This window comes from Marinomonas sp. ef1 (genome assembly GCF_002806845.1).
GTDB classification, from domain to species: domain Bacteria; phylum Pseudomonadota; class Gammaproteobacteria; order Pseudomonadales; family Marinomonadaceae; genus Marinomonas; species Marinomonas polaris.
On record NZ_NHTT01000006.1, the window covers coordinates 173660 to 199719 of the forward strand.

At 42.7% G+C, this 26060-nt stretch carries 25 protein-coding genes; 3 read left to right on the forward strand and 22 right to left on the reverse strand.

Annotated features, from left to right (window positions below; genetic code table 11):
• Positions 1 to 142: 142 nt before the first annotated feature.
• From CCS02_RS10385 to ligA, 7 genes are all read right to left on the reverse strand, one after another.
• On the reverse strand, positions 143 to 1447 hold the full coding sequence (locus CCS02_RS10385; RefSeq protein WP_100636507.1) for a TRAP transporter large permease: 1305 nt from the start codon (positions 1445 to 1447) through the stop codon (positions 143 to 145).
• The gene (locus tag CCS02_RS10390) at positions 1444 to 1965 is read right to left on the reverse strand and encodes a TRAP transporter small permease (protein ID WP_100636508.1); all 522 of its coding nucleotides are present in this window, start codon (positions 1963 to 1965) and stop codon (positions 1444 to 1446) included. The genes CCS02_RS10385 and CCS02_RS10390 overlap by 4 nt, the downstream gene beginning before the upstream one ends.
• Positions 1966 to 1968: 3 nt before the next feature.
• The gene (locus tag CCS02_RS10395; protein ID WP_100636509.1) at positions 1969 to 2949 is read right to left on the reverse strand and encodes a TRAP transporter substrate-binding protein; all 981 of its coding nucleotides are present in this window, start codon (positions 2947 to 2949) and stop codon (positions 1969 to 1971) included.
• 213 nt (positions 2950 to 3162) lie between these two features.
• Positions 3163 to 3627 carry a nuclear transport factor 2 family protein gene (locus CCS02_RS10400; RefSeq protein WP_072838807.1) on the reverse strand — a complete coding sequence of 155 codons (465 nt, stop codon included), beginning with the start codon at positions 3625 to 3627 and terminating at the stop codon, positions 3163 to 3165.
• A 6-nt stretch (positions 3628 to 3633) separates the two neighbouring features.
• Complete coding sequence (locus tag CCS02_RS10405) at positions 3634 to 4347, reverse strand: alpha/beta fold hydrolase (RefSeq protein ID WP_100636510.1); 714 nt, start codon at positions 4345 to 4347, stop codon at positions 3634 to 3636.
• Positions 4348 to 4353: 6 nt separating this feature from the next.
• Entirely contained in the window at positions 4354 to 5208 is an 855-nt protein-coding gene (locus CCS02_RS10410; RefSeq protein ID WP_100636511.1) for a class III extradiol dioxygenase subunit beta, read from the reverse strand.
• Positions 5208 to 5615, reverse strand: coding sequence for a protocatechuate 4,5-dioxygenase subunit alpha (gene ligA, locus CCS02_RS10415; protein ID WP_011978339.1), 408 nt, complete (start codon positions 5613 to 5615; stop codon positions 5208 to 5210). Before ligA ends, CCS02_RS10410 begins: the two co-directional genes overlap by 1 nt.
• A gap of 207 nt (positions 5616 to 5822) precedes the next feature.
• Here ligA and CCS02_RS10420 point away from each other — a divergent pair, with 207 nt between their 5' ends.
• Positions 5823 to 7040, forward strand: coding sequence for a LysR family transcriptional regulator (locus CCS02_RS10420; protein ID WP_100636512.1), 1218 nt, complete (start codon positions 5823 to 5825; stop codon positions 7038 to 7040).
• Between the two features lie 89 nt (positions 7041 to 7129).
• Here CCS02_RS10420 and CCS02_RS10425 read toward each other — a convergent pair whose 3' ends face one another.
• Entirely contained in the window at positions 7130 to 8590 is a 1461-nt protein-coding gene (locus CCS02_RS10425; RefSeq protein WP_100636513.1) for a benzaldehyde dehydrogenase, read from the reverse strand.
• Positions 8591 to 8911: 321 nt separating this feature from the next.
• Between CCS02_RS10425 and CCS02_RS10430 the strand changes: the two genes are divergently transcribed.
• The gene (locus CCS02_RS10430) at positions 8912 to 10675 is read left to right on the forward strand and encodes a sigma-54-dependent Fis family transcriptional regulator (protein WP_100636514.1); all 1764 of its coding nucleotides are present in this window, start codon (positions 8912 to 8914) and stop codon (positions 10673 to 10675) included.
• 94 nt (positions 10676 to 10769) lie between these two features.
• Here CCS02_RS10430 and CCS02_RS10435 read toward each other — a convergent pair whose 3' ends face one another.
• The 10 genes from CCS02_RS10435 to CCS02_RS10480 all read right to left on the reverse strand — a co-directional run bounded on the left by CCS02_RS10435 (position 10770) and on the right by CCS02_RS10480 (position 21261).
• Positions 10770 to 11537 carry a coniferyl-alcohol dehydrogenase gene (locus CCS02_RS10435; RefSeq protein ID WP_100636515.1) on the reverse strand — a complete coding sequence of 256 codons (768 nt, stop codon included), beginning with the start codon at positions 11535 to 11537 and terminating at the stop codon, positions 10770 to 10772.
• A 290-nt stretch (positions 11538 to 11827) separates the two neighbouring features.
• A complete protein-coding gene (locus tag CCS02_RS10440) occupies positions 11828 to 12421 on the reverse strand; it encodes a Crp/Fnr family transcriptional regulator (RefSeq protein WP_072838800.1) in 594 nt (197 codons plus the stop codon).
• Positions 12396 to 13355, reverse strand: a complete 960-nt coding sequence (locus CCS02_RS10445; RefSeq protein WP_100636516.1) for a DMT family transporter — start codon at positions 13353 to 13355, stop codon at positions 12396 to 12398. The genes CCS02_RS10440 and CCS02_RS10445 overlap by 26 nt, the downstream gene beginning before the upstream one ends.
• A complete protein-coding gene (locus CCS02_RS10450; protein WP_100636517.1) occupies positions 13352 to 14197 on the reverse strand; it encodes an arylamine N-acetyltransferase family protein in 846 nt (281 codons plus the stop codon). Before CCS02_RS10450 ends, CCS02_RS10445 begins: the two co-directional genes overlap by 4 nt.
• A gap of 144 nt (positions 14198 to 14341) precedes the next feature.
• Positions 14342 to 15826, reverse strand: coding sequence for a tripartite tricarboxylate transporter permease (locus tag CCS02_RS10455; RefSeq protein ID WP_072838797.1), 1485 nt, complete (start codon positions 15824 to 15826; stop codon positions 14342 to 14344).
• A gap of 16 nt (positions 15827 to 15842) precedes the next feature.
• Positions 15843 to 16310, reverse strand: coding sequence for a tripartite tricarboxylate transporter TctB family protein (locus CCS02_RS10460; protein ID WP_011978330.1), 468 nt, complete (start codon positions 16308 to 16310; stop codon positions 15843 to 15845).
• Between the two features lie 60 nt (positions 16311 to 16370).
• Positions 16371 to 17327 (reverse strand): tripartite tricarboxylate transporter substrate binding protein, encoded by a 957-nt coding sequence (locus CCS02_RS10465; protein WP_011978329.1) that lies wholly within the window; start codon positions 17325 to 17327, stop codon positions 16371 to 16373.
• A 94-nt stretch (positions 17328 to 17421) separates the two neighbouring features.
• Positions 17422 to 18228, reverse strand: a complete 807-nt coding sequence (hpaI, locus tag CCS02_RS10470) for a 4-hydroxy-2-oxoheptanedioate aldolase (RefSeq protein WP_072838796.1) — start codon at positions 18226 to 18228, stop codon at positions 17422 to 17424.
• 9 nt (positions 18229 to 18237) lie between these two features.
• A complete protein-coding gene (locus CCS02_RS10475) occupies positions 18238 to 19698 on the reverse strand; it encodes an NAD-dependent succinate-semialdehyde dehydrogenase (RefSeq protein ID WP_100636518.1) in 1461 nt (486 codons plus the stop codon).
• A 33-nt stretch (positions 19699 to 19731) separates the two neighbouring features.
• Complete coding sequence (locus CCS02_RS10480) at positions 19732 to 21261, reverse strand: UxaA family hydrolase (protein WP_072838794.1); 1530 nt, start codon at positions 21259 to 21261, stop codon at positions 19732 to 19734.
• Between the two features lie 144 nt (positions 21262 to 21405).
• Between CCS02_RS10480 and CCS02_RS10485 the strand changes: the two genes are divergently transcribed.
• Positions 21406 to 22344 carry a LysR family transcriptional regulator gene (locus tag CCS02_RS10485; RefSeq protein ID WP_011978325.1) on the forward strand — a complete coding sequence of 313 codons (939 nt, stop codon included), beginning with the start codon at positions 21406 to 21408 and terminating at the stop codon, positions 22342 to 22344.
• Between the two features lie 16 nt (positions 22345 to 22360).
• On the opposite strand, the gene CCS02_RS10490 is transcribed toward CCS02_RS10485, so the two are convergent.
• The 4 genes from CCS02_RS10490 to CCS02_RS10505 form a co-directional block, all read right to left on the reverse strand.
• Positions 22361 to 22873 (reverse strand): GNAT family N-acetyltransferase, encoded by a 513-nt coding sequence (locus tag CCS02_RS10490; RefSeq protein ID WP_100186064.1) that lies wholly within the window; start codon positions 22871 to 22873, stop codon positions 22361 to 22363.
• Positions 22874 to 22895: 22 nt separating this feature from the next.
• The gene (locus CCS02_RS10495; RefSeq protein WP_100636519.1) at positions 22896 to 23654 is read right to left on the reverse strand and encodes a polysaccharide lyase; all 759 of its coding nucleotides are present in this window, start codon (positions 23652 to 23654) and stop codon (positions 22896 to 22898) included.
• Positions 23655 to 23986: 332 nt separating this feature from the next.
• Positions 23987 to 24856 carry a DUF4394 domain-containing protein gene (locus CCS02_RS10500; RefSeq protein ID WP_232728862.1) on the reverse strand — a complete coding sequence of 290 codons (870 nt, stop codon included), beginning with the start codon at positions 24854 to 24856 and terminating at the stop codon, positions 23987 to 23989.
• Between the two features lie 186 nt (positions 24857 to 25042).
• Positions 25043 to 26020: a helix-turn-helix domain-containing protein gene (locus CCS02_RS10505; protein WP_100636521.1), complete on the reverse strand. Its 978-nt coding sequence runs from the start codon at positions 26018 to 26020 to the stop codon at positions 25043 to 25045.
• Positions 26021 to 26060: the final 40 nt, after the last annotated feature.

Consider the following 26060-nt stretch of genomic DNA (forward strand, 5'->3'; position numbering starts at 1 on the left):
CTCTTCACTCCAACTATTCACGCAAACATTTAACGGATTATAAAAACCGAAAAGCCCCATGTTGTTTTCCAATGATTGGATAAACTACATGGGGCTTTTTATCATTTAGCCTAATTACCCTTTCGACTACAAAGCACTTAAATCAACCAAACATAGTATTAGGAAGATAAAGCACAATCTGTGGGAAGATAATCAACAAAGCCACTGCTAAGATCATCATCAACCAGAAAGGCAGCACTCCTCGGAAGATGTCGCCTAACTCCACGTTTGGCGCAACTGATTTTACGATGAAGACATTAATGCCAACAGGAGGAGAAATTAAGCCCATTTCAAGAGTCAGAACCGTCAGCACACCAAACCAAATCGGATCTATCCCAAGTGACATAATGATAGGAAAGAAAATCGGCAAGGTCAGAACCAGCATGGCGAAGCCTTCCAGAAAGCAGCCCAGCACAAGATAAATTGCAAGAATAAGAATAAGAGTTCCCGTTACTCCCAACCCCAATCCAGACAACAATTCCCCTACCGCCGTGGGAATATGACTAAGCGCCATAAATGGGTTGATAAGGTGAGCAGCAATCAAAATTAACATCACTGTCGCCGTGGTAACAACCGCGTCCCTAGACGCATGCCAAAGGGCTTTTAATGATAAGGATCGCGTCACAAATCCGACTAAGATCACAACTCCTGCGCCAACGGCAGCTGCCTCAACAGGTGAAAATAATCCACCATAAATGCCACCAATCGTCAGAAGTATCACAGCTACAATCGGCCCAGCGCCTAGCAAGGCTTTGCCTTTATTACGCCAGCTTGTAGCGGGCCCAGCAGGCCCGAATTCTGGACGAAACCAACAAATTACCGTGATCACTAAAATGAATAATAGCAGCAACATAATCCCAGGCAGAACACCGGCTAAAAACAATCGCCCGATACTTTGCTCGGTGAGAATCGCGTAAATAACGAATCCCGTCGACGGTGGAATGAGTATCCCAAGTGTGCCACCAGCGGCAACCACGCCGGTAGATAGTCTTTTGTTATATTTGAAACGATCCATCTGTCCTAACGCAACCTTCCCCATGGTCAATGCAGATGCAACTGACGAACCAGACAGCGCCGCAAAGCCGCCACAACCAATCACCGTAGCCGAAGCCAATCCGCCACGTAACTGGCCTATGATGGCATAAGCGGCATCGTAGAGTTTCTGACTCATTCCGGTTATGGAGGCGACATTCCCCATCAGAATGAAAAGTGGGATAACAACCAATTCCGGTGATGAGGCTAAAGTGAAGGTTTCTGATGCCAGTAAACTTAATGCGGATCGGCTGCTATCAAGTATTGTAATACCCACAAATCCCACGGAAAACATGGCAAAAGCCACAGGAATACGCAGCACCAACAGACCGAACATGATCAAGATGCCAACAAAACCAATCATTGATGCGCTCATGCAGCGTCTCCTTTGTCCGTGTCTACTTTACGAATGTCACGACCTGACAAGGTTAATTCAACAGCACGTAATGCCATTCCAGCCGCTGTGATCAAAGCAAAGACAGAAAGGCCATTTTGGAACCACGCCTTGGGTATAAGTAAAAGATTGGTCGAAAGGTTCAACATAGTTGAAATCTTAGCGCTTTCATTTACCGCATAAGCTATGCCCACAAAGATGGCAGTGCCCAGTAATGCGGAAAATATATCGATTAATCGATTAAGCACCGCCGGATAGCTGCGTTCGAAAAGATCAACCGCGATATGGCCACCCTGACGGTCACACAATGCCATTGCGCCAAAGAGCAGAATAACCATGGTCATAGTAACTATGTCCTGCGATCCATAAAGTGGTGATCCCATCGCACGACCAATGACATCCGCGAGAATAATGATCACCTCAAAGATTAGACCTAAGGCGCCCAAGGCGGCGGATAGGGAAATAATCCCATCCGCCAGTTTACGAATGATAGCAAGCATGGATTACTTGCCTTCCATTGCCGCAAGTGTCGCTGCGCCATTTACGCTTTTTACATAAGACTGAACCACACCAGAAACAGCTTTGGTAAACGCCGCTCTTTCATCATCGGTTAGGTTAGTTATGGTATTTGCACTATCGGCCCGAGCCACTTCAAGCGCTTCAGTAGCCGTTTTTAGCCAAGCATCTTCCGCACTTTTAGACAGCCCAGCACCACTTGCTGCGTCAACGGCAGCCTTTTCACTCGCACTTAATCCATCATAAACCCTGCGATTAAGTACCGTATAAAAGACAAGACGACCTAATGGCGCGCCCAGAGTTAGGGAATCAGCCACTTCGTCAAGTTTGAAGTCTATTAGGGTTGATGCTCCGGTAATAACACCATCAATAAGGCCAGTTTGCATGGCATTATAAATCTGACTGGCTGGCATTTGCACAGGGGTTGCACCTAAGGCGCTCGCGACTTTTGCGGCAGTTGCACCAGCAACACGAATTTTAAGCCCCGCCAAATCTGCTGGTGTGCGAATCACTTTATTACGCATGATGAAAATATTAGGCTCAGAGGTCCACAATGCTAATGGTTTAGTCCCCGGAAACTCACTACTCAAATGCTTATCATACGCACGCCATAGTGCTTCGTAACCAGGCATATCTTCAGGAATCGCACCGGGTAATTCAGCTATCATTGTTTTACCAAACTGTGACGAGGTATAACCCGGTAAGCCCCAAGACATATCCGCTGCACCTTGCAAAACACGCACATATTGCTCGGCAGGCCCAGCGCCCAGCTCGCCGCCATGATATCCGCGAACAGTAAGAGAACCATTTGTGGCCGCCGACAGATCAGCATTTAACTTTTCAATCACCGATGCATTAATTGTGTGAAACGGCGGAGTGAAGCTGGCGAACTTCAATTCCTCTGCAAAAACTTGAGTGGATAATGCAATGGCCGCTGAAGTAGCAATAATGAATTTATTTAATTTCATCTCTGTTCTCCCAATGTTGCTTTAGTGCCTTACTTGAAGGCTTTGTTATTTTTGTTATGAAACTGACCGAATCAACGGACCGTCCTTTTTAAATAGAAACTCTACTCTTAATAATTTACCAAGTCTTCAAACGACTCTTTCCCTCGCGACTCTTTCCCTCGCGACTCTTTCCCCTGCGACTCCTTTTGCTATTTAACAGTTACTCTTTAACAGCTACCCTGTTTTGTCTGAAGTTCCTTTGTAGTGCAGTTCAATCGAACCCTGTCTTTTGGCTATTAACCACTCACCACTTACACTTGTAATTTCATCTATGAAACGACCAATAAAAATGTCTGCATTCGCTTGCACCATGCTTTCAATACCTTCGGCTTTTTTATTCGCGGCAAAAAGCACCACTCTCGATGTTACGACGACAAGACCTTCATTAATAATATTGGCTTCTATGTTCGTTAGTGCATGGCAGGTTTCCTTCGCTGGACGCGAGGTAAAAGACTCAAGAATCGCGTCGCGTCCTTCAATTTTTACGGTCGGTGCACTCGGGCGATACAGTTCGCCATCTTCGGCATAGCAATTTGCCAATTCTTGCCAACGCCCTTGATCTAGCAAATTAATCGAACGAGTTACCAGCTTTTGGCACTGCCACTCAATCAGCATATTTTCGATCGTTTGATTGCTCATAATCCCCTACTTTTTCTTTAACCATGAGTGCAGTGCCGCTGCGACATTTTCTGGATCTTCCGCCGGTGCCATGTGCCCAGCGTCGTCGATCACAACAAGCTCACTACCAATAATATGTTTTTGAATAGCCTGATGCTGAGCTACTGGACTCCAAGTATCTTGCGAGCCGGAAAGCAGTAAAGTTGGCACCGATATCTGTGAAAGAAGCGCTTCGGCATCGGGGCGATTTATCAATGCATGAATCTGCTTTTCAAAATCTTCAACCGAGTAAGACTCGACCATTTTTGCCAAATCGGCCATCAAATTTGCGTTGTTTAATCCTTTAGGGGACATCATGGGAATTAGCCATTGCGTTGCTAACACTGAAATGCCTCTCGTTCTCGCGTCTTCAATCAAGCGCATACGCCCCGGAATTTCTTTGTCTGACTTGGGATGAACACCTGTATTTAAAAGCGCTAGACGCGTTACCCGCTGCGGTGCAAGACGATATATTTCCAGTGCTACTCGTCCTCCCATGGAATGACCCGCCAAGGCAAAGTCACCTTCAATACTGGATAACACAGACCGAGCCATGCCGGTCAGATCATCAAACCCTGCAAAACTAATAATTTCAACGTCGGCATCATTCTCTAATTGAGCTGCGACCTTCTGCCACATTCGTTGATCACATAGCAAACCAGCTAAACAAACTAATTTGGGTCTAGTTATACGCACATTCATTGTGATTTATTCTCCCTTTTTATCAACATTTTCGTATATCAGATGACCCAGCGCCGTATTAGAAACAGGCACATGGTAATGACGATGAATTTCGTTAACCTCATGATTCAGAGCACCACGCATGATTAACCACATCACCATTTCACTCCCTTCTGTTCCGGATTCTCGAATATATTCAACTTGAGAAATCGCTCCTAGCTTCTCATAGTCACTCTTTAAATCATCCAGAAAAGCGAGGTCCCACTCTTGGTTAATCAAGCCAGCACGCTCACCCAGCAATTGGTGACTCATGCCACCTGTTCCCCAAACCTGAACATTTAGGTCTTCTGGAAATTGCTCTACTGCGGCTCGAATAGCTTTACCCAAAGCTAGGCAACGATCACCAGTTGGCGAGGGATAAACCACGGTATTGACGGCCAAGGGAATAACTTGGCAAGGCCATTCTTCCACTTCTCCAAACACCATAGACAAAGGCACGGTAAGACCATGATCCACGTCCATTTCATTGACAATCGTCATGTCAAAGCCTTGCTTTATCAAGGATTCGGTAATATGCCACGCTAGTTTCGGCGCGCCTTTTACCGTTGGAACAGGGCGTGCACCATAGCCTTCATCCGCTGGGTGGTATTCTTCCCCACAGCCAATCGCAAAAGTTGGAATAACTTTCATATCAAACGCTGTTGCGTGATCGTTATAGACCAAGATGACCACATCTGGTTTTTGCTCGCGAATCCACTTTTTAGTGAACTGATAACCATCAAATATTGGCGCCCACTTCTCATCGCCACTGTCACCCTTATCAATAATATGTCCCAGCAACGGAATATGAGAGGTACCTAATCCACAGGTGATTTTGGCCATTATTGCTTCTCCTCAGATGTGTTACTTACAACATAACGATTCCCTTCTGGCGAACGGCCACCACGGCGCATCATATCGATGTATTCATCAACGGATAAATTGGTCATAGTGGAAACGGCCGCAGCCACGCTTAGTCCATCGCTCGAACTGATTTTGACGAGGTAATAAATGTTGCCACCAAGGGCAATGAGTTGACTAAAATCGCGAGCAATCACGGCTTTTTTTTGCGCTTCCGTCATAGGCCACTTATCTAGATAAGCACGTTCATTTTGCTTAAACGCCGTTCGATTAGACTCTTGCATTAAGGACATACAAAATTGATTGAGGTGAAAGCCTATTCTGGCCATATCGCCGTCGAAAACGGTCGTGCCAGGAATATCACTGTAAGGCTTATTGTTATTATTCATTCGCGTCTTACCTTCACTCGTTTCTTATCCTCACTAAAGAGGAATTAACTAAGTAGAACTTATTCAATTAAAGGTACACAGAAAAAACCAACCTTACATATGCACAATCAAAAATATGGCTTAAATTTTGGTTATATCATAAATTATAAATAACGAACTTTTACTCACCACGACTTCACGAAATGACTTTTTAAAAGGAAACCAAGGATGAGCAACCCTAATTCAAATTTTCCACTGACACTCAAACAATGCCGTGTTATCAGGGAAATAATGAAGAAAGGTACCGAAAAAGAAGCAAGCTCGTCGTTAAACCTAAGTCAATCCAGTGTCTCGCGTGCACTGTCACAAGCCGAACAAGCATTGCAGGTGGATATTTTTACCCGTGGCTGGAGTGGAGCTGAACCAACGTCAGCAGGGGAAGTGGTGATCTCGTCTTGCAATAGCATTTTACAAGCGATTTCAGATACAGAGCACCAATTGCAAAGTAACGTTACTACCTTACTAAAATTAAAAACCTACGTAGAATGGCGACATCTACTGATCATTGAAGCCGTCGTAAAAGTTGGCAGTGCCTCTGTTGCCGCGCAAACACTTGGCATGACACAACCAGCAGTCAGTAAAACATTAAAAGAAATCGAAAATATGGTGCAGCAGCCAATCTTCTTAAGAGCGCGCCGTGGTTTGATTCCACAAGCTGCCGCCAAACAACTGGCTTCGTTATTCCTAAGAATTTCACCAGTGGCTCAATCGCTACATCACAGTCTTCAATCACTGCCAAACGAGCTAACCGGCAGACTGTCCGTAGGCATGCTTTCGTTTTCCTGCCAAGATATTGTTCCCATTGCGTTTGCTTCTATATTTAAACAACACTCAGGGATTCGTCTACAAGCCATGCAAGGTCCTTATCACATGCTGGCAAATGCCCTACGACAAGGTGAGATCGATTGCTTTTTAGGCCTAATGAGAAAAGGTCCGCTTCATCCAGAGTTAATTGAACTGCCCTTATTAAAAGCCCAATACGCTTTGATTGCTCGTGCTGATCATCCGATTCACAACAAAGCAAAGACACTCAATGATCTGGTTAATGAACGCTGGATTGTAGCGCGTCACGGCACGCCTATTAGGGATTATTTCGAAAGTCTGTTCCATAGCATAGACAACAAACCACCCATCCAAGCACTGGAAATGTTGACCTTTGCCTCTTCAGAAGAGCTGGTTATCCACAGTGACGCCATCGCGCTGTTGTTCTATGACGACTGGAATATAAACAAGCTCAACCCTCGCCTAAAACAAATTTCTATTCCACTCCCCAATCCAGAATGCACCATAGGGATAACACTGCATCGCGAACGACAATCCACCATCATTCAGACATTCATTGAAGAGTTAAAGTTAACGATTATAGACAAGCTAAAAACACAATAACCGATAACCATGAGACCGCGAATAACAAAAAGCTCCATACCATCAGCATGGAGCTTTTTCATTTCTAATGATTTACCTATCTAAACACCTTAAAAAGGATAAGGCGTTGCAGCTTGCTTAACGGTCACCCATTGCCAATGAGTATAAAGATCCCAATCCGCAGGGCCACACACCGCGCTGCCATTGCCTGATGCGCCGCAACCACCAAATGGGTTAATGCATTCATCGTTGACGGTTTGATCATTGATATGCAGTAAGCCAACATGCAACTGAGCACCAATACGTTGTGCTCGGGAAAGATCGTTCGAAATCACCGCTCCAGCTAAACCATATTGTGTGTTGTTCGCCATAGCCACAGCTTCGTCATCGTGTTTAAAGGTAACAATATTAACCACTGGACCAAAGATTTCTTCATCAAAAGAACGCATTCCCGGCTTCACATTGCTCAATACTGTTGGCGCATAGAAAGGCCCTTCGTGAGAACCACCAGCTTCTAACTTTGCGCCCGCCGCGATGGTGTCCTGAACAATAGCGTGAACTTTTTCAAGCTGACGCTGATTAATCAGCGGCCCTAAAGCAACTTGTCCAGAAGCTGGATCACCGACTGGTAAATGCTTCGCTTTTTCGACGATTTTAGCCGTTAACGCTTCTGCGATGCTTTCTTGGACTAGGATACGGCCTGACGCCATACAGATTTGTCCTTGGTGGAAATACGCTCCCCAAGCAATATTACTGGCCGCCACATTTAAGTCAGCGTCTTCTAAGATGATTAACGAGCTCTTACCGCCTAACTCAAGCGACACTTTTTTGAGGTTACGACCACAGGCTTCACCCACTTTTCGGCCTGCAGCAGTAGATCCAGTGAACGCCACCATACCGATCTCTGGCGCAGCACAAAGCGCTTCACCAGCTTCAACAGCACCCGGTAAGACTTGAAATACGCCTTTTGGCAAACCTGCGGCCTCCAAGGCAAGAGCAAGAATAAAACCGCCAGTGACAGGCGTTTGTGGATCTGGTTTGGTGACTACCGCATTACCTGTCGCCAAGGCAGGAGCAATAGAGCGAATAGAAAGGATCATCGGAAAGTTAAAGGGAGAAATAACACCCACAACACCAATAGCCTTACGTGTCGCGTAAGACATTTTTTCGGGGACAGAAGGCAACGTTAGACCATTTGGCTCCAACGTCATATTGGCAGCCAATTGCAGAATTAGAATGGCTTCTTTTACTTCGTGCTGGCCTTTAGGAATAATACCGCCAGTTTCACGGGCAATATACAAAGCCAGTTCGTCAAAGTTTTCTTGCATGAAAGCGGCGGCTTTATGAAACAATGTAGCCTTGTCTCTTGGCGGGACTTTTAACCATTCTTTTTGCGCTTCATTGGCTCGCTGACAAGCCAAATAAACTTCATCTGCTGTAGCAATACCGACTTCACTCAAAACCTTACCTGTCGCTGGCTCCATAACGTCTTGCTTGTTTGAAGCAGCAACCCAGTCACCCGTAAAAAACTTACCAGACCATTTTTTAGATTCAAGTACAGATACCGTCATATGCATTCTCCTATTTATTTTTATTAGCCACTGAATTTCTACTAAGACAAATCAAGCCAAGTGGAAGTTCAGTATTTTGGTTATTCATACCATTCGTACACTACAGCAATAGCTATGCCGAAATAATACTTCAGCAAATTCCATCAAAATATAAAACGCAACATATTGATAAATAAAGGTTTGTAATTTTATCAATATCGATAATCCGATATTGCATTGTATAAATATCCAACAACAACTTGACGATATCGTTAAATACAATCAAAACTAGGAAAAAGCAGTTAACCATTTCATCAACTAGATGAAAGAGGAAAAATAATAATGACGAACTCTCATCGCATTTCTTTAGCAGACTTAGCTAAAAGCAATCAAAAAATCCTACTCAAAGGCAGCTCCCGTGAACTAGATGGCCAACATGCACCCACCGTAGAGGAGCTGACAGAATGTCTGTTTTTTTCGCCCGGTGATGGTCGCATTTGGTTAGACGATCAACGCATGTTACTGATCCACAGCTCGTCGTTTGGGCTGTTGCGTCGCGAGATGATTGATTCCCTTGGTCTCGAAAAATCGCGCGACATTCTTACTCGAACAGGTTATTTATCTGGCCTAAGAGACGCAGAGCTCATTCAAAAGCGCTGGCCAGACTCAGATCCAGCCTCCATTTTCACTGCTGGCACTCATCTTCATGGGCTAGAAGGTGTCGTCAAAGTGGAAACTATTCACTTTGAATTTGACACTGAAAAAGGTGCATATGATGGTGAATTTCTTTGGCATCACAGCAGTGAAGATGAAGAACACATTGCCGCTTACGGCATTGGTAGCTCACCCGCATGCTGGATGGAATTAGGTTACGCCATCGGTTATGTCTCAGGTTTAGTAGGATCTCTGGTCATTTTTAGAGAAATAGAATGTCAATCTATGGGGCATTCGGTCTGTCGGGTCATCGGTAAATCTGCCGAACTTTGGGATAATATCGAAGACGATATTCGCTTCCTTAACGTCACTTCTCAAAATGCTGAACTGGTTACTAAACCTTCCCCTCAACTCGATCTAATGGAACCAGAACTGTTAGACGATCAGCCAAAAATGATTGGAGTTTCCGCCGCTTTTACCGCTGCTAATCATTCATTACAAAAGGTCGCACCAACCAATGCTACAGTGCTATTCACTGGCGAATCTGGAGTAGGCAAGGAGCTTTTTGCCAGTATGCTGCATAAATTCAGTCGCCAAACTGGTCCTTTTGTCGCATTTAACTGTGCTGCGATTCCTGAAAATCTCATAGAAACTGAACTGTTTGGCGTCGAAAAAGGCGCCTATACAGGAGCAACGAGTAGCCGTCCCGGTCGCTTTGAAAGAGCCAATGGCGGTACATTATTCTTAGATGAAATTGGCACACTAAGCCTAGCAGGACAGAGTAAATTATTGCGTGTTTTACAAGAAAAAGAAGTAGAACGAGTCGGCGGTATTTCAGCTATTAAAATCAATGTAAGAGTCGTCGCTGCAACCAATGTAGACCTACGTAAAGCCATTGAAAAAGGCGAATTCCGCGAAGATTTGTTCTTTCGTTTAAACGTCTTCCCAATACATCTACCTCCGCTAAGGGAGCGAAAAGCTGACATCCCATTGCTCATTAATCACTTCTACCATCACTTTTGCCAACTGCATCAAAAAGCACCATCTGGCATGACACAAACAGCGCGACGAGCGTTATTAAATTATGGTTTTCCGGGGAATATTCGTGAGTTACAAAATCTAATGGAGCGCGGCGTGATTGCATCAGAAGAAGGTGAACCGATTGATCTTCCACATTTGTTTAGAAACGAGTTTATTCCAGAAGAAATTATCTACTCAGTGAATCACCAAGGCACCTTAAGCCATGCCGATAGCAAAAAAGAAGCGACAGAATCGCTCTTGGAACACATCACTCAATTTGTCGGTGGAAAAAATCATTTTGATATTGAAGAGCTTGAACAAAGCTTATTACAAGAAGCCGTAGATAACGCCCAAGGCAATTTATCTGAAGCGGCAAGACGAGTTGGTCTAAGCAGACCACAATTGGCTTATCGTCTGAAGAAGAATAAGTAAAACAAAAAAGTGGTCATTTAAAAATCAGATAAGCCTGTGATACAGCACAATCACAGGCTTATCAGCTTCCGTCGATCTACCATATTCTGAATATTTAAAGATAAGTCGAAGCTAATCCACCATCAACAGGTATATTCACGCCACATACCCAACGGGAAGCATCGGAGCAAAGAAAAGCGATCACTTCTGCCACTTCATCCGAATAAGCAGGACGTAACATACGCTCGGCGTCTTTTTGAACTCGCTCTTCACCAAGCATAGATACAAAATCGCCTAAAATTGGCGTAAAAACAGGACCTGGAGCCACGCAATTCATACGTACGCCATGATCACGGAACCAAGTAAAAGCTTGCTGCGTTGACCAAACAATAAGAGCTTCTTTGAAATACTGATAACAGGTTTCTTGTGGAACTGGGTTCTTTTTCAGCCAAGCAGCACCTTCTTCAAAATAAGAGGTACCAGCCAATGCTTTATGCTGTTCAAGACGCTCTGGCCACTCGATACCTAACACAGAAGCCACATTGACAATACTGGCCCCTTGATTGAATCTAGGAATCAAAGCTTCACTTAAATGGCGCAACCCCAAATAATTCACGCGACCAACCAACTCGGCATCTGCAGTGCCTGGCACACCAGCGATATTACACAAGGCATCAATTTTTTCAGGCAAGGTATCAAGCGCCGTATCAATCGCCGTAGGATTACCTAAATCTATTTGTACAAAGCCATCCAACGTCATACTCGGTTCATTACGATCAATGCCAATGACTCTCGCCCCATGGAAACGAGCAAGTCTTGCTACATCGGCACCAATACCAGAAGACACACCAGTAATGACAATCGTTTTATTCGCTAACATCATATTTACTCTCCTTATTATTTTTATAAAACGTCAGAAAAAGTAGAAGGTCATTACTTTTCCTTTTGTAACAAGGAGAACTGCACGGAGTATGCCCAAACCTAAAAACAACGAAAACTTAATCATTTATCGAAATTAAGACATTGATATATATTGATTTTTTAATTAAGTAGAGTTAATTAAAAACATCTATAAACGCTATCAGAGTAAGGCTTGATTAATCAAATGATCAAAAAAGAAAGATAAATACATTTAAAAATTGATGATTTAAAGAATCAACAAGAACAGACATGTCATCCTCGACCCAGCTTTAACCTATGTCGAATTCGGCTCAAAGCTACCGGAGTGATACCAATATAAGACGCAATTTGCTGCTGTGGAATAGAATCTTTTAACTCAGGATAAGCAGCACAAAAATCCAAATAGCGTCGTTCAGCGGAATGTTTTACAAAGGCATTTTCACGCTCTTCTTTGACGATAAAGATGCGTTCAAGAAATTTAGCATAGCACTCTAAAAAGCCTATATCGTGGCGCATTTGGGCATAAAAAGCTTGCCAGGTATAAGAAGACACCATGCTGTCTTCCAAGGCTTGGATACCGAACAAAACTCGTGTCTCGGTCACCATTGCCTTGGTCGAACCAATGATTCTCGGGCTCTTCGCAAAAGTTTGTGTGAACTCTTTCCCCTCATCCGAAACACTCACATAACGCACCAATCCAGAATGTAAAAAATACAAACGATTCGCAAAATCACCTTGCTGAAACAGGTAATCGCCTTTGCGAATCACATGTACATCCATTGGTACCGTCAATCTTTGCCAATCAATATCGTAGCCTAATTCGTTAAAATACGCTTCGAAGCTATTTTGAAGTTGAGTTCGATCCATGGGCGAGCTTTACCTTGCTTAAATTGCCATCAATAAGAAACAGTGCGACGCCTAAAAATACAATGCCAGAAGCAAAAGGCCAATCGACCAAGCTTAATAAACGTGATTGAGTCAACGCGGTAAATAACGCAACCCAAACTGGTATTGTATAAGATATCGCAAGCAAGCGACTTGCCCCAACCGTCATGACCAAACGCTGCTGTAACACAAAGGTAAATAAGGTAGTAAACACCGTCAGATACAACACATTTATCCAGAAACCTTGCGACAACCATTGCACCTGATCAAGCTCTCCCCAAATCAACGCGATAGGCAGTAGCCAAAGCGTTCCAAACAACATAATCATGAAAGCACCGGATAATGCCCCTAACGAACGCCCCCATTTTTGTACCGACACTACATGCAAGGCCAATAAGAAACATGCCCCAACAAAAATATAATCGCCGGAATGCCACTGAAATCCGTCGTTGTCTTGTGTAGAAAAGCCTTGTGTAGAAAACAACACCGTCATTGCACCGATAGAACCAAGAACAAACCCAATGACTCGCCATAAAGGCGCGACTTCCTTGAGCCAAACTCTCGCTATAATCACACCAATTAAGGGAACAAGCGTATACAAAACAGAGGTATTCAACGGCGTTGTCGACTGCAACGCCACAAACAAACCAATAAAAAATCCCACTAATGCGCCGCTTATCACCACATAATGAAAAAGCCGCTGGCGAGAAGCGAACAACGCCTTAAACTGCTCGGTTTTATTTAACTTCGCCCGCTGCCAACTAAACAATAGCGCTGGCAACATAATTAACATCGCCAATAAAAAACGAAACGCTGAGGTAGCAACCGGACTGGCGTATTCCACCATATGACCCGATACGATAAAAGAAGACGCCATCAACCAAGCCCAAAGCAACAAGGTAAAAAACGAACTCATGACGTTACCCCGACTTTATTTTCGGCCAAAATAGGCGCCACAAAGCGGATAAAAAGATGTTCGACTACCGAAGGTTCAAGATTGATATCAAACTCAGAGTTCAAAATACTACCAAGGGACTCAGGACTTTCAATCAATAGCTTCTGCTCACCTTGGCTGTCTCTAATAGTCAGCTCCGCATTCACCAAAGCGACCGTCTGGTCTTGCTTCTTCAAAGTCACCATTAGGTTCTTTAAAAACACCGCATGCGGATGTTTATAAGAATAAAAATGCCCCAGCGCACAATCTGCATCGCTGTAAGTCGCATTATCAAAACGATAAAGGGTAAAATAGTCATCGCCCTTCACTACCTGTAAATCATATTCACCCTTACCTTTAGCGAGTATTCGATAACGGTCTAAACCAGCCACTTGCTGTGTGTTTATATCTAACCGCAATGGTGCAATCGGCCCGTTACCACCAAAACCAGTATCAACTAAATAGCTCACACCTTCTAGCGTTAACAAGGTCACACGATGCGTTCTGCCCGCTTCGCGCTCAAAATTGTTATTCAGTACTCGTGCTAACTTAAGCTGCACGTCATAACCCAAGGCTTTTAATAGCTCAAACGTTAGCTTGTTATGTTCAAAGCAATAACCGCCCAAACTACGAGTCACTATTTTCTGGCTGATCGCGTCAAGATCCAAAGAAATATCTTCACCCAACACCACCGCCAAGCTATTGAAACTATAACGAGCCACATGAGCCGATTGCAATGCTTTGACAAACTCAATGCTAGGTGTTTCAGGCACAACCAAGCCAAGATCAGATAGATAATTTTGTAGACTGGATGATAACGGCATATTTCACTTCCTTAATAATCAACATACATGGAATACGACCAAGACTACTGCAAAAAAAAAGAGAAAGAATTAACCTAGGTTAACTCCTTCTCTTTTTTTAGACATCAGGGATAAAATTAATGATCTTTATATGAAAGACATAGTTTATTTTTTAGCACTTTTATATCTGTAATAAAAAGGAAGCAGTATAGAAACTACAGATAGAAGAATAAAACCAAGACTAATAGGATGACTAAAAAATATAGTCCAATCACTATCGTACATTGCCATGCTTCGTCTAAAATTAGATTCAACCATATAGCCCAATATCATACCTAAGACAACAGGTGCCGAACTAAACCCATAACGATTCAAAAAGTAACCAAATATCCCAAAGAATAATAAAATCCAAGCCGATGTTAGAGAACCACTGATTCCATAAGCTCCTACGATACACATAACCAATATAAACGGCATAAGGAAAGATCGAGGAATTTGTAGAACTTTCACAAACAGTTTTATTCCAACTGCTTGAAAGCAAAACATAAAAATATTTGCAATTAGAAACGCAATAATAATTCCATAAGCGATATCAGCATGATCCTGAAACAATAATGGCCCAGGCTGTAATCCATGTATAAGAAGTCCGCCCATTAACACTGCGGCAGAAGCATCCCCAGGAATACCTAATGTCATCATTGGAATTAATGCACCGCCGGTCATACCATTATTAGCAGATTCACACGCAACAATTCCTTCATTATGGCCTGTTTGAAATTTTTCCGGTGTCTTTGATTGTCTTTTAGCAACATCGTAAGCTAAAAAAGAAGCAATACTTCCTCCGGCCCCAGGAACAGCACCGACCAAAGAACCAATTACAGAACTAACAGACCAAACTCGCCACAGACCAAAAGTTTCCTTAAAGCGAGGATAAGCATTATCCACTTTAATTTTTACTTCTGCGCCCTTAGCATTTCGACTTGAAACAATATCGCCAATAATTTGGGATAATGCAAACAAGCCTATTAGAGCAGGCATGAAGTCTACACCACCAATTAAATCGGGAATATCCGCAGTGAGTCTAACTATACCACTCAATGAATCAATCCCAATCAAGGAAATCAATACACCAATAAGGCCTGCAACCAATCCTTTCACAATTGATTGCCCTGAAACTGATGCAATAATAGTTAAACCAAAAATACCTAATGAAAAATACTCTACGGCACTAAATTCAAGAGCAGCTTTGGCAATAATAGGTGACAATAATGCAAAAACTAAAACACTAATTATTCCGCCAATAAAAGAAGCGACAACACATAGACCTAAAGCTCTTCCTGGCTCTCCTCTTTTCGACATTGGATAAGCATCCAGTGTGGTTGCAACAGAAGAGGGAGTACCAGGTATATTTAACAAAGCAGCAGGTATCGACCCTCCAGATATAGCACCACAATACATACCAAACAACATCCCCATACCACTGATAGGCTGCATACTAAATGTCAATGGCAATAAAAGAGCAATCCCCATAGTAGCTGTCAGGCCGGGTAAAGAACCAAAAATCAGCCCTAAAACAGTACCAGCAGCAATAGCAAGAAAGATGGTTGGTTCTAAAAAAGCGTCAAACGAATGAACAAATTGCATAAACATAATAATCCACCTTTAACTACGGCAAACTCATTTTAAAAAGAACCGAGAAGACAAAATAAATTGAAAGCGTCGCTATAAAAGAAAACAGAGCTGACACCAAATAAGATTTATAATTAAAGCCTCCACTGTTTAAAAGGTAACTATTAAGCCGCTGAAATAGAAATAAGAAAATTATTGTCGAAGCAAAAAAACCTATTAGAGATAAGATAAATATATAAACAAAGATCAATAATAAAGTTCCAGCTAATGCAAAAAACTCAGCACGACTAAAAAATAGCTTTTCACTTTTTTCTCTAAATTCTATAACAAACAAATAAGAAACAAGAAATAAGATCAAGACACAAATAACAATAGGAAGAAAAGCTGCCCCTGGATCATTTTCTACACCTATTCCTGAAGGAATATCCCAAGATAGTTTTAAGAAAAAACCGGCGCCAGCCATGAGAAAAAGATAAAAAACATGTTGTTCTTTCAAGTGAAACATATTGTCACCTAAATAGTTAAAATATGGTCAGGTGTCTAACATCCACCTGACCTTTTATACTTATTTTTTCAAGTTATGAGCCGTATTAATAAAAGACTCGGCTAACAGTGACATCCATTTGTCTAAATTTTCACCTGATTTTTGAAAATCAACTTGACCTCCCTGAGTAGCAATCAGCTGCTGAAATTTTTCATCCTTGACTGCATGCTCTAGGGCTTTATTCCAAGCCACTTTTACTTCATCACTCACTCCAGCAGGTGCTGCAATGCCTCGCCAATTGGTCAAATTTAAATCTATACCAGTTTCTTGTAACGTAGGAACATCTGGGTACTCGCTGAGACGCTTGCTACCCAAAGAAAGTAATGGTTTCAATTTTCCAGATTTAATACCAGAAGATAGATCACCTAGGTTCAACATTAATGCATCAATATGCCCTCCCATTGCAGCAACTACTGCCTTAGAAGAACCATCATGAGGGATTTGTTTAGCTTGATAACCTGCAACATTCGCTAGTATCTGACTAGCAACATGAGTTGATCCGCCATAACCTGAGAAACCAAATTTAATTTTATTTGGATGCTCTTCCATATCTTTTAATAAGTCATTCCAACTATTCCATGGGCCATCAGCACGAACGGCTACAATATAATCTTCCGTTAAGATATTGCCTAAATAATCAAAATCTTTGTACTTGTAAGTAGCATTCCCCATGCCCTCTGTAGCAAAAATTACATTATTAGGAATTGTTACGGTATAACCATCAGGCTTAGCATGTACTAGCTGAGTAAAACCTAGAATACCACCACCGCCAGGGACATTTTTCACAATAACGGTTTGACCTAGCGACTCTTCCAATGCAGGCTGTAGGGCCCTAGCCAAAACATCGGTACCGCCACCAGCACCATAAGGAATCAACATAGTAATGGTTTTTTCAGGATAAGCTGCGTATGAACTCTGAGCTAGGACAGCCCCAGCGAGAGTAAGAGAGAGCGAAAGTAACTTTATATGCTTTTTCATGCTTAATGCCTTTTATTTTGTTTGTTGGTCTTTGCATTAATGTGCCTAAACACACATTATTAATTTTTCCATTTCATAATTTGCTACTAGTCATTTAGTAGACAGATTGGTCTGACTGCACTGCAGACTTACCAAATTCAAATTCCTCTGCACGCTTCCTGATCGCTTGCATCATGAGTGATACATCTAACCCAACAGCAACAAATCCTACGCCTAATTCCATGTACCTTTTTGCCTGCGCAGAATCACTGGTTAACGTACCTGCTGATTTTCCACTCGCTATTATTTTTCGAATACTTTCTTCAATCGCCTGCTTGACCTCAGGATGACTGGGATTGCCAACATGCCCCATAGACGCGGCTAAATCCGCAGGCCCAATAAAAACACCATCAACACCTTCAACGGCACAAATAGATTCTAAATTTTCAAGGGCGGTAACAGACTCAACCTGAACCAATACACAAATATCTTGATTGGCGTTATGAACATAATCCGTTATGCCATTCCATAAAGACGCTCTTGCTGCAGCGGCACCAACCCCCCTCGTTCCAAAAGGAGGATAACGAGTCGACTTAACAATCGCCTCTGCTTGCTCAGCACTTTGCACCATAGGTATAAGTAAAGTCTGTGCACCAACATCCAATATTTGCTTAATAAAAGTGGGATTATCATCAGCTAGACGCACGACTGGATGAGAAGAATAAGGAGCAATAGCTTGTAATTGTAAAAGCATCGATTGCAAGTTATTAGGTGCATGCTCTCCGTCAATCAAAAGCCACTGAAACCCAACAGAAGCACACATTTCAGCACTGTATGAGCTCCCCATTGAAAGCCAGAACCCAACCTGCTGTTCTCCTCTGGATAAAGCTTGTTTAAATTCGTTAGTTTTTTTTATTTTCATAACAACCTCTTAAGAAAGATTTCCTTGGCATAAATATTTAATATGCAGGTAATCATCTAATCCATATTTAGAGCCTTCTCGACCATAACCAGATTCTTTAACACCTCCAAATGGGGCTGAATCTGCCGCAATAGCTCCTTCGTTAATACCTACAATCCCTGTTTCTAATGCACTGGCAAGTCGCCAAATACGGCTAACATTTTCAGAGTAAAAATAAGCAGCTAAGCCAAAAGGAGTATCATTGGCTTGTTCTATGACTTCTTGTTCATTATCAAAACAAAATAATGGAGCAACTGGACCAAACGTCTCTTCCTGACAAAGAACGGCATTTTTACTCACATTCCCTAGCACTGTGGGAGCAATATAATTAGGGCCATCAGATATTCGAACCCTATTTCCACCAACTAATACCCTTGCACCTTTCTGTACAGCATCGTCGATATGAGACAGTATCTTGTCTACTGCTCTCTCATTTATCATTGGGCCAATTTCACTATCTAATTCGCTGGCAGGGCCAACTTTTAGAGCACGAACTTTCTCCACTAATTTTGCAGCAAATTCGTCATAAACCTTTGCTTGCACATAAACTCGATTAGGGCACACACAGGTTTGACCACCGTTACGAAATTTCGCTGCCATTAAGCCTGACACTGCAGCGTCTAAATCTGCATCTTCGAAGACAATAAAAGGAGCATTACCTCCAAGTTCTAAAGAAAGTTTTTTCAACGTTGCCGCTGAGGCTTGAGCCAAATGCTTACCAACTGGTGTTGAACCAGTAAAACTGATTTTACGAACTCGACTATCTTGCAACCAGTTGTTCACCATCGCTGGTGTATTATTACGAGATGAACACACTATATTAATCACACCACTAGGAATTCCAGCGACCTCGGCCAGCTTAACCAAGGCAAGCGATGTAAGCGGAGTGTCTTCTGCTGGTTTAGCGACGACAGTACAACCAGCAGCCAAAGCTGGTGCGATTTTTCGAGTAATCATGGCAGCAGGGAAGTTCCATGGTGTTATGACTGCAGTGACACCAACAGGCTCTTTAATCGCCATCATTTTTCGACCAACTACAGGAGATTCGATTAAATCTCCCTCAATTCGAGGAGCTTGTTCGGCAAACCATTCAACATAACTTGCTGCATAGCTAATCTCACCCTTAGCCTCGGCTAATGGCTTACCTTGCTCTAACGAAATGAGCCCAGCTAACGTATCCAAATTAGCTAAAATCAAAGCATGCCAAGCCTTTAGATACTGAGCTCGCTTTCTTGCAGGCACTAACCGCCATGTTAAAAAAGCCTGACACGCTGCATCAACGGCAGCCGAAGCATCACTAGCATCGCTATCTGGAACATGAGCAATCACTCCTTGATTAGCAGGATTCAAAACCTCAAACGTTTGCTCTGAGTGAGCCGTTGTCCAAACTCCCGCGATATAGTTTTGATTCGTAATTGTATGTTGACTCATGCAATTGATTCCTCTGCAATATAGAAAATGGAATTAACTAACAATACCGATGTGCCAAGGAATAAACTCGTTATCACCTAAGCCTAAACGTTCGCTAGAGGTACTTTCTCCGGATGCCACTTTAATAATGTGTTCGAAAATATGTTGCCCCATTTCCTCAAGGCTCATTTTTCCATCCAGTATTAACCCACAGTTAATATCCATATCTTCTTGTAAGCGGTTATACATATTTGAATTAGATGCTAATTTAATCGTAGGAGCAGGCTTTGAACCGAACATCGATCCCCGCCCTGTCGTAAAGCAGATCAAATTCGCTCCGCCAGCTATTTGTCCGGTTGCTGAAACTGGGTCATATCCTGGAGTATCCATAAAAACAAAACCATTTTGTTCAATAGGTTCTGCATATTCATAAACCGCTTGAAGAGGTGTCGTACCGCCTTTCATGGCAGATCCCAACGATTTTTCAAAGATATTCGCCAAGCCGCCAGCTTGATTGCCCTGCCCAACCACACCATTAAACTGCCCATTGTGACCGCGGGTATATTCATCCCACCAAGAAAGACGATCTAATAGCTTCTGACCGACTTCCTGACTAATAGCACGTCGAGTCAGCATATATTCGACACCATGAATTTCTGGAGTCTCAGATAAAATGGCTGTACCACCATGTCTAACCAAAATATCCATGGCCATACCTAATGCAGGATTAGCAGTAATTGCTGAAAACCCGTCAGAGCCGCCACATTGCAAACCTATCTTTAAGTGCTCTACACTCACTGGTTCTCGCACCACCTTATTGGCTTCTGGCAACATACTTTCAATCGCAGCAATACCAGCTGCAATCGTTGCTCTAGTTCCACCCACAGCCTGCATAACCAAGGTCTGTAAATGAGAATTTTCTTCGAGTTGCTGAGAAGCAATTAAAGAGGACATCTCATTCCGTTCACATCCAAGCCCAACAATAAGCACACCAGCTAAATTTGGATGACGTGCATATCCGGACAAAGTTCTACGGAGGACATCAAAATGATAACTAGGAGAAGACATGCCACATCCACTGGTATGAGGAAAAGCAACAATGCCATCAACATTAGGGAAAGCGGAAAGTCGTTCTGGAGTAAAATGATCTGCAATTTGTCGAATAACAGTAGAAGAACAATTAACCGTTGAAAGAATACCAATATAATTACGCGTTGCTACTTTTCCATTGGAGCGCACAATACCATTAAAAGCCGCTCTTGCTGAAACGTCCACATAATCGACAGGAACAACATCCTGACAAAAGCTAGGATCTCTTTCATAATCAACTAATTCAAGATTGTGCGTATGAACATGATCTCCAGCTTCAATTCGACGTAATGCCACACCAATGCGTGTATCGTATTTGATAATCGGCTCACCAGCCTCAATAAGCCTTGCAGCGATTTTATGACCACCCGAAACTTGAGCTCGAATACGAAGATTAAACTCTGGAACTTGCTGCCCTATTGATACTGACTCACGAACGATGCATACATTATCATTGCTATGCAATTTAATTAGAGGGGACGATGAGGATGACATATTTTATTCACTCACACTAAATTTGTTGTAGTTATGTGAACAAGTATGTTGAGCATCTATATGAATGTAAAATGAAACAATAGACTCTTCTCATTCCATTATGTTATGAAGTAGATAAGAAAATAAAAAAGAGTAAAACATTTCATGATAGGCATTGATCGCGTCTTACGCTCTAATCTGAGGCTAAGACACTTACAATTATTAGTAGCATTAGATGAATTTCGACACCTAGGAAGAACCGCAGAGTTTCTATCTGTGACTCAGCCAGCCGTATCAAAAATGCTCGCAGAAATAGAAAAAACATTCGACTTACAGCTATTTGAACGTTCGAGTAGAGGAACTGAACCTACTCCATACGGCGTAACCGTTATTAAATTTGCGCGTTCAGTACTAGCAGATTATGACAGGGCCAAGATTGAGATAGCAGCAGTTACAGAAGGTTCAGCAGGTAGAGTACAAGTAGGTGCTATGGTTGCAGCAACACCTACCCTACTAACGCAAGCCGTTAACAACCTTAAAAAAAATGCGACCAAAACAACAGTTCTAATAGAAGAAGGTGACCTAAGGCGCCTATTACCCCGATTAAGGTCTGGGGAGCTAGATCTCATAGTAGGAAGGTTAGAGCCTGGTTATGCAGCCCCAGATTTAGATACAGAAGCACTCTATAACGAATCCATGTGTCTCATTTGCTCACCAAATCATGAAATTCTGAAAGGAAAAATTATCGATTGGCCTCTGCTATCACAACAAGCTTGGATTGTTCCGCCATCTTGGGCAGCATCTAGAACAAAACTGAACCAAATATTTTACAAACATAACTTACATCCACCAGAAAACATCATAGAGTCAGCATCATTTTTAAATATACTGATGTCATTACAAACAGGCTCAGCCATAGGCTTTATGGCTCATCAAGTTGCACAGCATTTCGAGCAACAAGGGCTAATGTCTATTATTCCCATAGAGTTAGAAATTGATTTGCCACCTATAGGTATAATCACTTTAGATGGCAGAGAAAAGACGCCGACTACACTAAAGTTAATAGAACAGCTAAGAATGGTAAATGGATGTGAAAATACATAAATATTGCCAACTATATCTATATGCAGGAACGATGAATCTCTTTTTCAAACCATTCAACATCCCAGTATTGACCAAATTTTCGGCCAACTTCGAGGTATACACCAACAGATTCAAAGCCGAACTTTTCATGGATAATACGGGAGGCTTCATTGGGCAAGGTAATGCCAGCGTAGGCGCGATGAATGTCTTCTGTTTCCAGTTGCTCAAACAGTTCAAGGTACAAGGCGGTTCCCAAACCTCGGCCTTTTGTATTTGGCTTTAGGTAAATACTAACTTCCACCGACGTTTCATAAGCGCGTTTTGGTTTGAATTGTCCACTGCAAGCGTAACCGAGAATTTCTCCGTCTTGTTCCGCCACCAGTAAACGATACCGACCAGTTGGCGCAAACTGCGAAAACCAAACCGCTCGACCTTCTAATGTGTAAGGCTCTATATCAAAAGTAGTCGCCGTATTCACTATGTAGTGATTATAAAGATCGGTTAACGCGGGTAAATCCTCAATCACAGCTGGACGAATTTGAACGCTCATTTTATCTCCCAATGGCAATAATCTAAGGCTGAAGCGATGCTCTATTTTTACCACGCTTCACATTACTGTAATAGACAATTTGCGGTGGTACTGCGTTTAACTGCTTGGCTTGTTTATATCTCGATAAAAAAGATCGATACACGCCGTATTTAAAATACACAATATCTGCGTCCATCGTCGGGCCTTGGTAGTCGACTTTTTGTTCGCCGTTTACCCAAACTTGGAATACACCAGAATCGCCTTTTGCCCAGCGAGCATGCACTTCGATTTTATGCCACCGACCTCGCAGATCAGCCTCATTAATCAGTTCGTAATTTTTTTTAGTACCAGAAATATGGTCGTTTAGGTGATAACCACCGCGGCCATTTTGAAACATCCAGATCGGATGAGAGTTAGCTTGATGAAATTGACCAAGAGCAACCTTGGTAGGAAAAACATTGGGGTAATCATCAGGAAAATAAATCGACCAACCGTACCAAGCGTCACTGCCTGCTGGTGTCATTTTCTGCTGCTCGGATAACTCACTGCGTTCGCGATCTTGCTCGCAATCATTCCAACCTTTATTCCAGTAGCAGTCTCCTGGACGCACCTCGAATTTCTCGATTAGTTTGGTTGGTGCGCTATCGGTAATGTCCTGAATAACTTGATAACCATCGCTCGTATTATTTAACGAACGCATGAAAGGGCCAAAATCCCCATGATTAATATCTTGCGCAACAGACTGCGCCTGAACAGGAATAACAAAAAAATATAGCCCTAAGGAAATTAAAAAACGAGACATAGGAAACAAACCTTATTTATTACTCATCACGCCATTCTAAAGTTTGCGAAGGCTGTTCACCAAACAGTTGTTTGTAGTCTTTCGACCAAGTAGGGTCAAATGAAGAATACGGGGATATTTTCATCTAACTTTATCTCTCAATAAATGTATTTCGTCCTAACACCCAACATTTATTGGCTACTAGACGATCAACCACATTAACCTCTTGAATTTCTAGAATTTCTAGAATTCCCACCATTTCATTGTTTAAACAAGTTCACAAGAAAAAGGCAATCTATTGCTAGACTGCCTTTGGTTTTTTCTTACTGTTGGTGTAAAAACACCGTTTGCAGTTATTTGCCGCCTGAGACAGCAAAGCCGCTAAAGCCACCCATTGGTAGGTCAGCCATTAAGCTTGCCGCGCCTGTCGTCAGGTCTATAGAGTAAAGACCGGCTTTTGATTCACCTTCGAGCTGCAATATTGCATAAGCAGCGTCAGAACCTTCTTCGGCAGAAACTATATCGAAGCCACCCATTGAAGATACGTCAACGGCCTTGCCATTGATGGTGATCTTAGCAACGGTTTTTAATTCGCCTGCATTATTCGCAAGGCTGACCAATGAGTCTGTTTTACTGTCTAACGCAAACTGGAAAGTGCTCGACGCTTTTGCACCGGCAATGGCGTTCGTGTAAGCGTTTGCAAAAATTTCAGGCGTTGTGCCTTCGTTGCTGTCGCCTTTTACATAAAAGGTAGAGGTGAATTTCAATACGGAATTAGCACGCTTATCTTCGTTACCAAAACCGACAGGGAAATACACCAAGTTTGTCCCGTCAGAACCCACCATACGAACCGCATCGATGGCGTTATTAAAATCCATCGCGGTGGCTGACGCATCCTTGGAAATCATGGCGCCATTTGTGAAGGTAGCACCCAGATCGGTTAGCTTGCCAGTCTTAGTATCCACAGAATAAACAGCGCCGTTAGTATAGCCCAGCAGCTCGCCAGTAACGGGGCGATATGCCACGGCATCCAGCTTATTGCTTAGCGTAAAAGTGTCCATTTTCGCAGGAGACGCGATAGATCCCATTGTGACCAAAGTCGTTCCATTATTAGCAAGTGCGTACCCAGCGATAGGGCTATCTTGGTCCGATGTTCCGTAAAAGCCAGTTGAACAAGCAGAAACAGCGAAAGCAGTCGTGGCAGCAATAATCGTCTTTTTCATCATAAGCATCCTATATGAGTTTTATTAGTAAACTAGGTGTCACCCAACTGGGTGGCTCATACAGAGATACTCATCTTTTAAAAAAAGGTTTCAGATAAACGATATTTTTTGAAAAATAATTTGTTGCACAAACCGAGTCTGGCGTTAATTGTCTTAACATACGATAAAGGCTCGGTTGCTTTTTACTCAACCACTCAACCCCGTAAGTGTTTTTGACGGCGTTTCACCAAACAACTGCTTATAGTCTTTAGCAAACTGGCTCAGATGCCAAAATCCCCATTGAGCGGCGATGTCACTGACCGCTTGACCATTTGTTGCTTGTACCAGAGAGCGACGAACGCCGTTTAGTCGGCTGATGCGTAGGTATTGAATCGGGCTGACGCCGAGAATGCTTTCAAAGCTGTACTGCAAGGTACGTCGGCTGACGTTGGTGACTTCACACAATTGCGTCACGGTAACGGGTTCATCAAGGTGATAATCCAAAAACTGACGGGCACAATCGACCACTTTTTTACGGTGATAATAGCTTTGTGTTTTGGCTGGCTGTGGGGTTTCTACTTTGAGTACTTCAAGCAATGCCATCATGACAATGTCTTGCTGCAAGCGTGGCGGTGTTGTGTTGTTTTGCAAAGACAACAAACGTGCCAGAACAAAGCGCACTTCCTCTAAGGTTTTATCGGGTACGCTCAGACGGCCACATTCGGTGAGTTCTTTCCAATTTAGATCCACCCCGTGAATCGCGGCTATTTTGATCACCTTTGATCGATCCACCACTAATCCATATAAATCATAATCCTGCGGTGTGGATAGCTGAAAATCACAATCACCTGGACGGCACATAATATTATTGGGATTGATGGTTAAGCCGTTGATGCGACTCTCTTCTTGATCAACAAGAGGAATCCCCAGCCAAACAGAGTCCGGCCAAACGACGCATTTTTGCTGCAAGGCTTGGCTGGTGTGTTCACAAAACGCCTGCAAACCATCAAAAGGCAACTCGACAATACGGCCGTAAAAACTTCCACGGCTGATTTGATCGTACTCTTGCTGCCAATTGGTCAAATTACTCGCATGCAAATCGGCATCGTGAGCTTCCGACAATCTAACTTTCGATATGCGAGGGGAAAAGCCCTCTTTTGGTGCATTTTTTAGGTTTAACGACATATCTTCATCCCGCTATATATCGATTTTTATTAAATGTTTA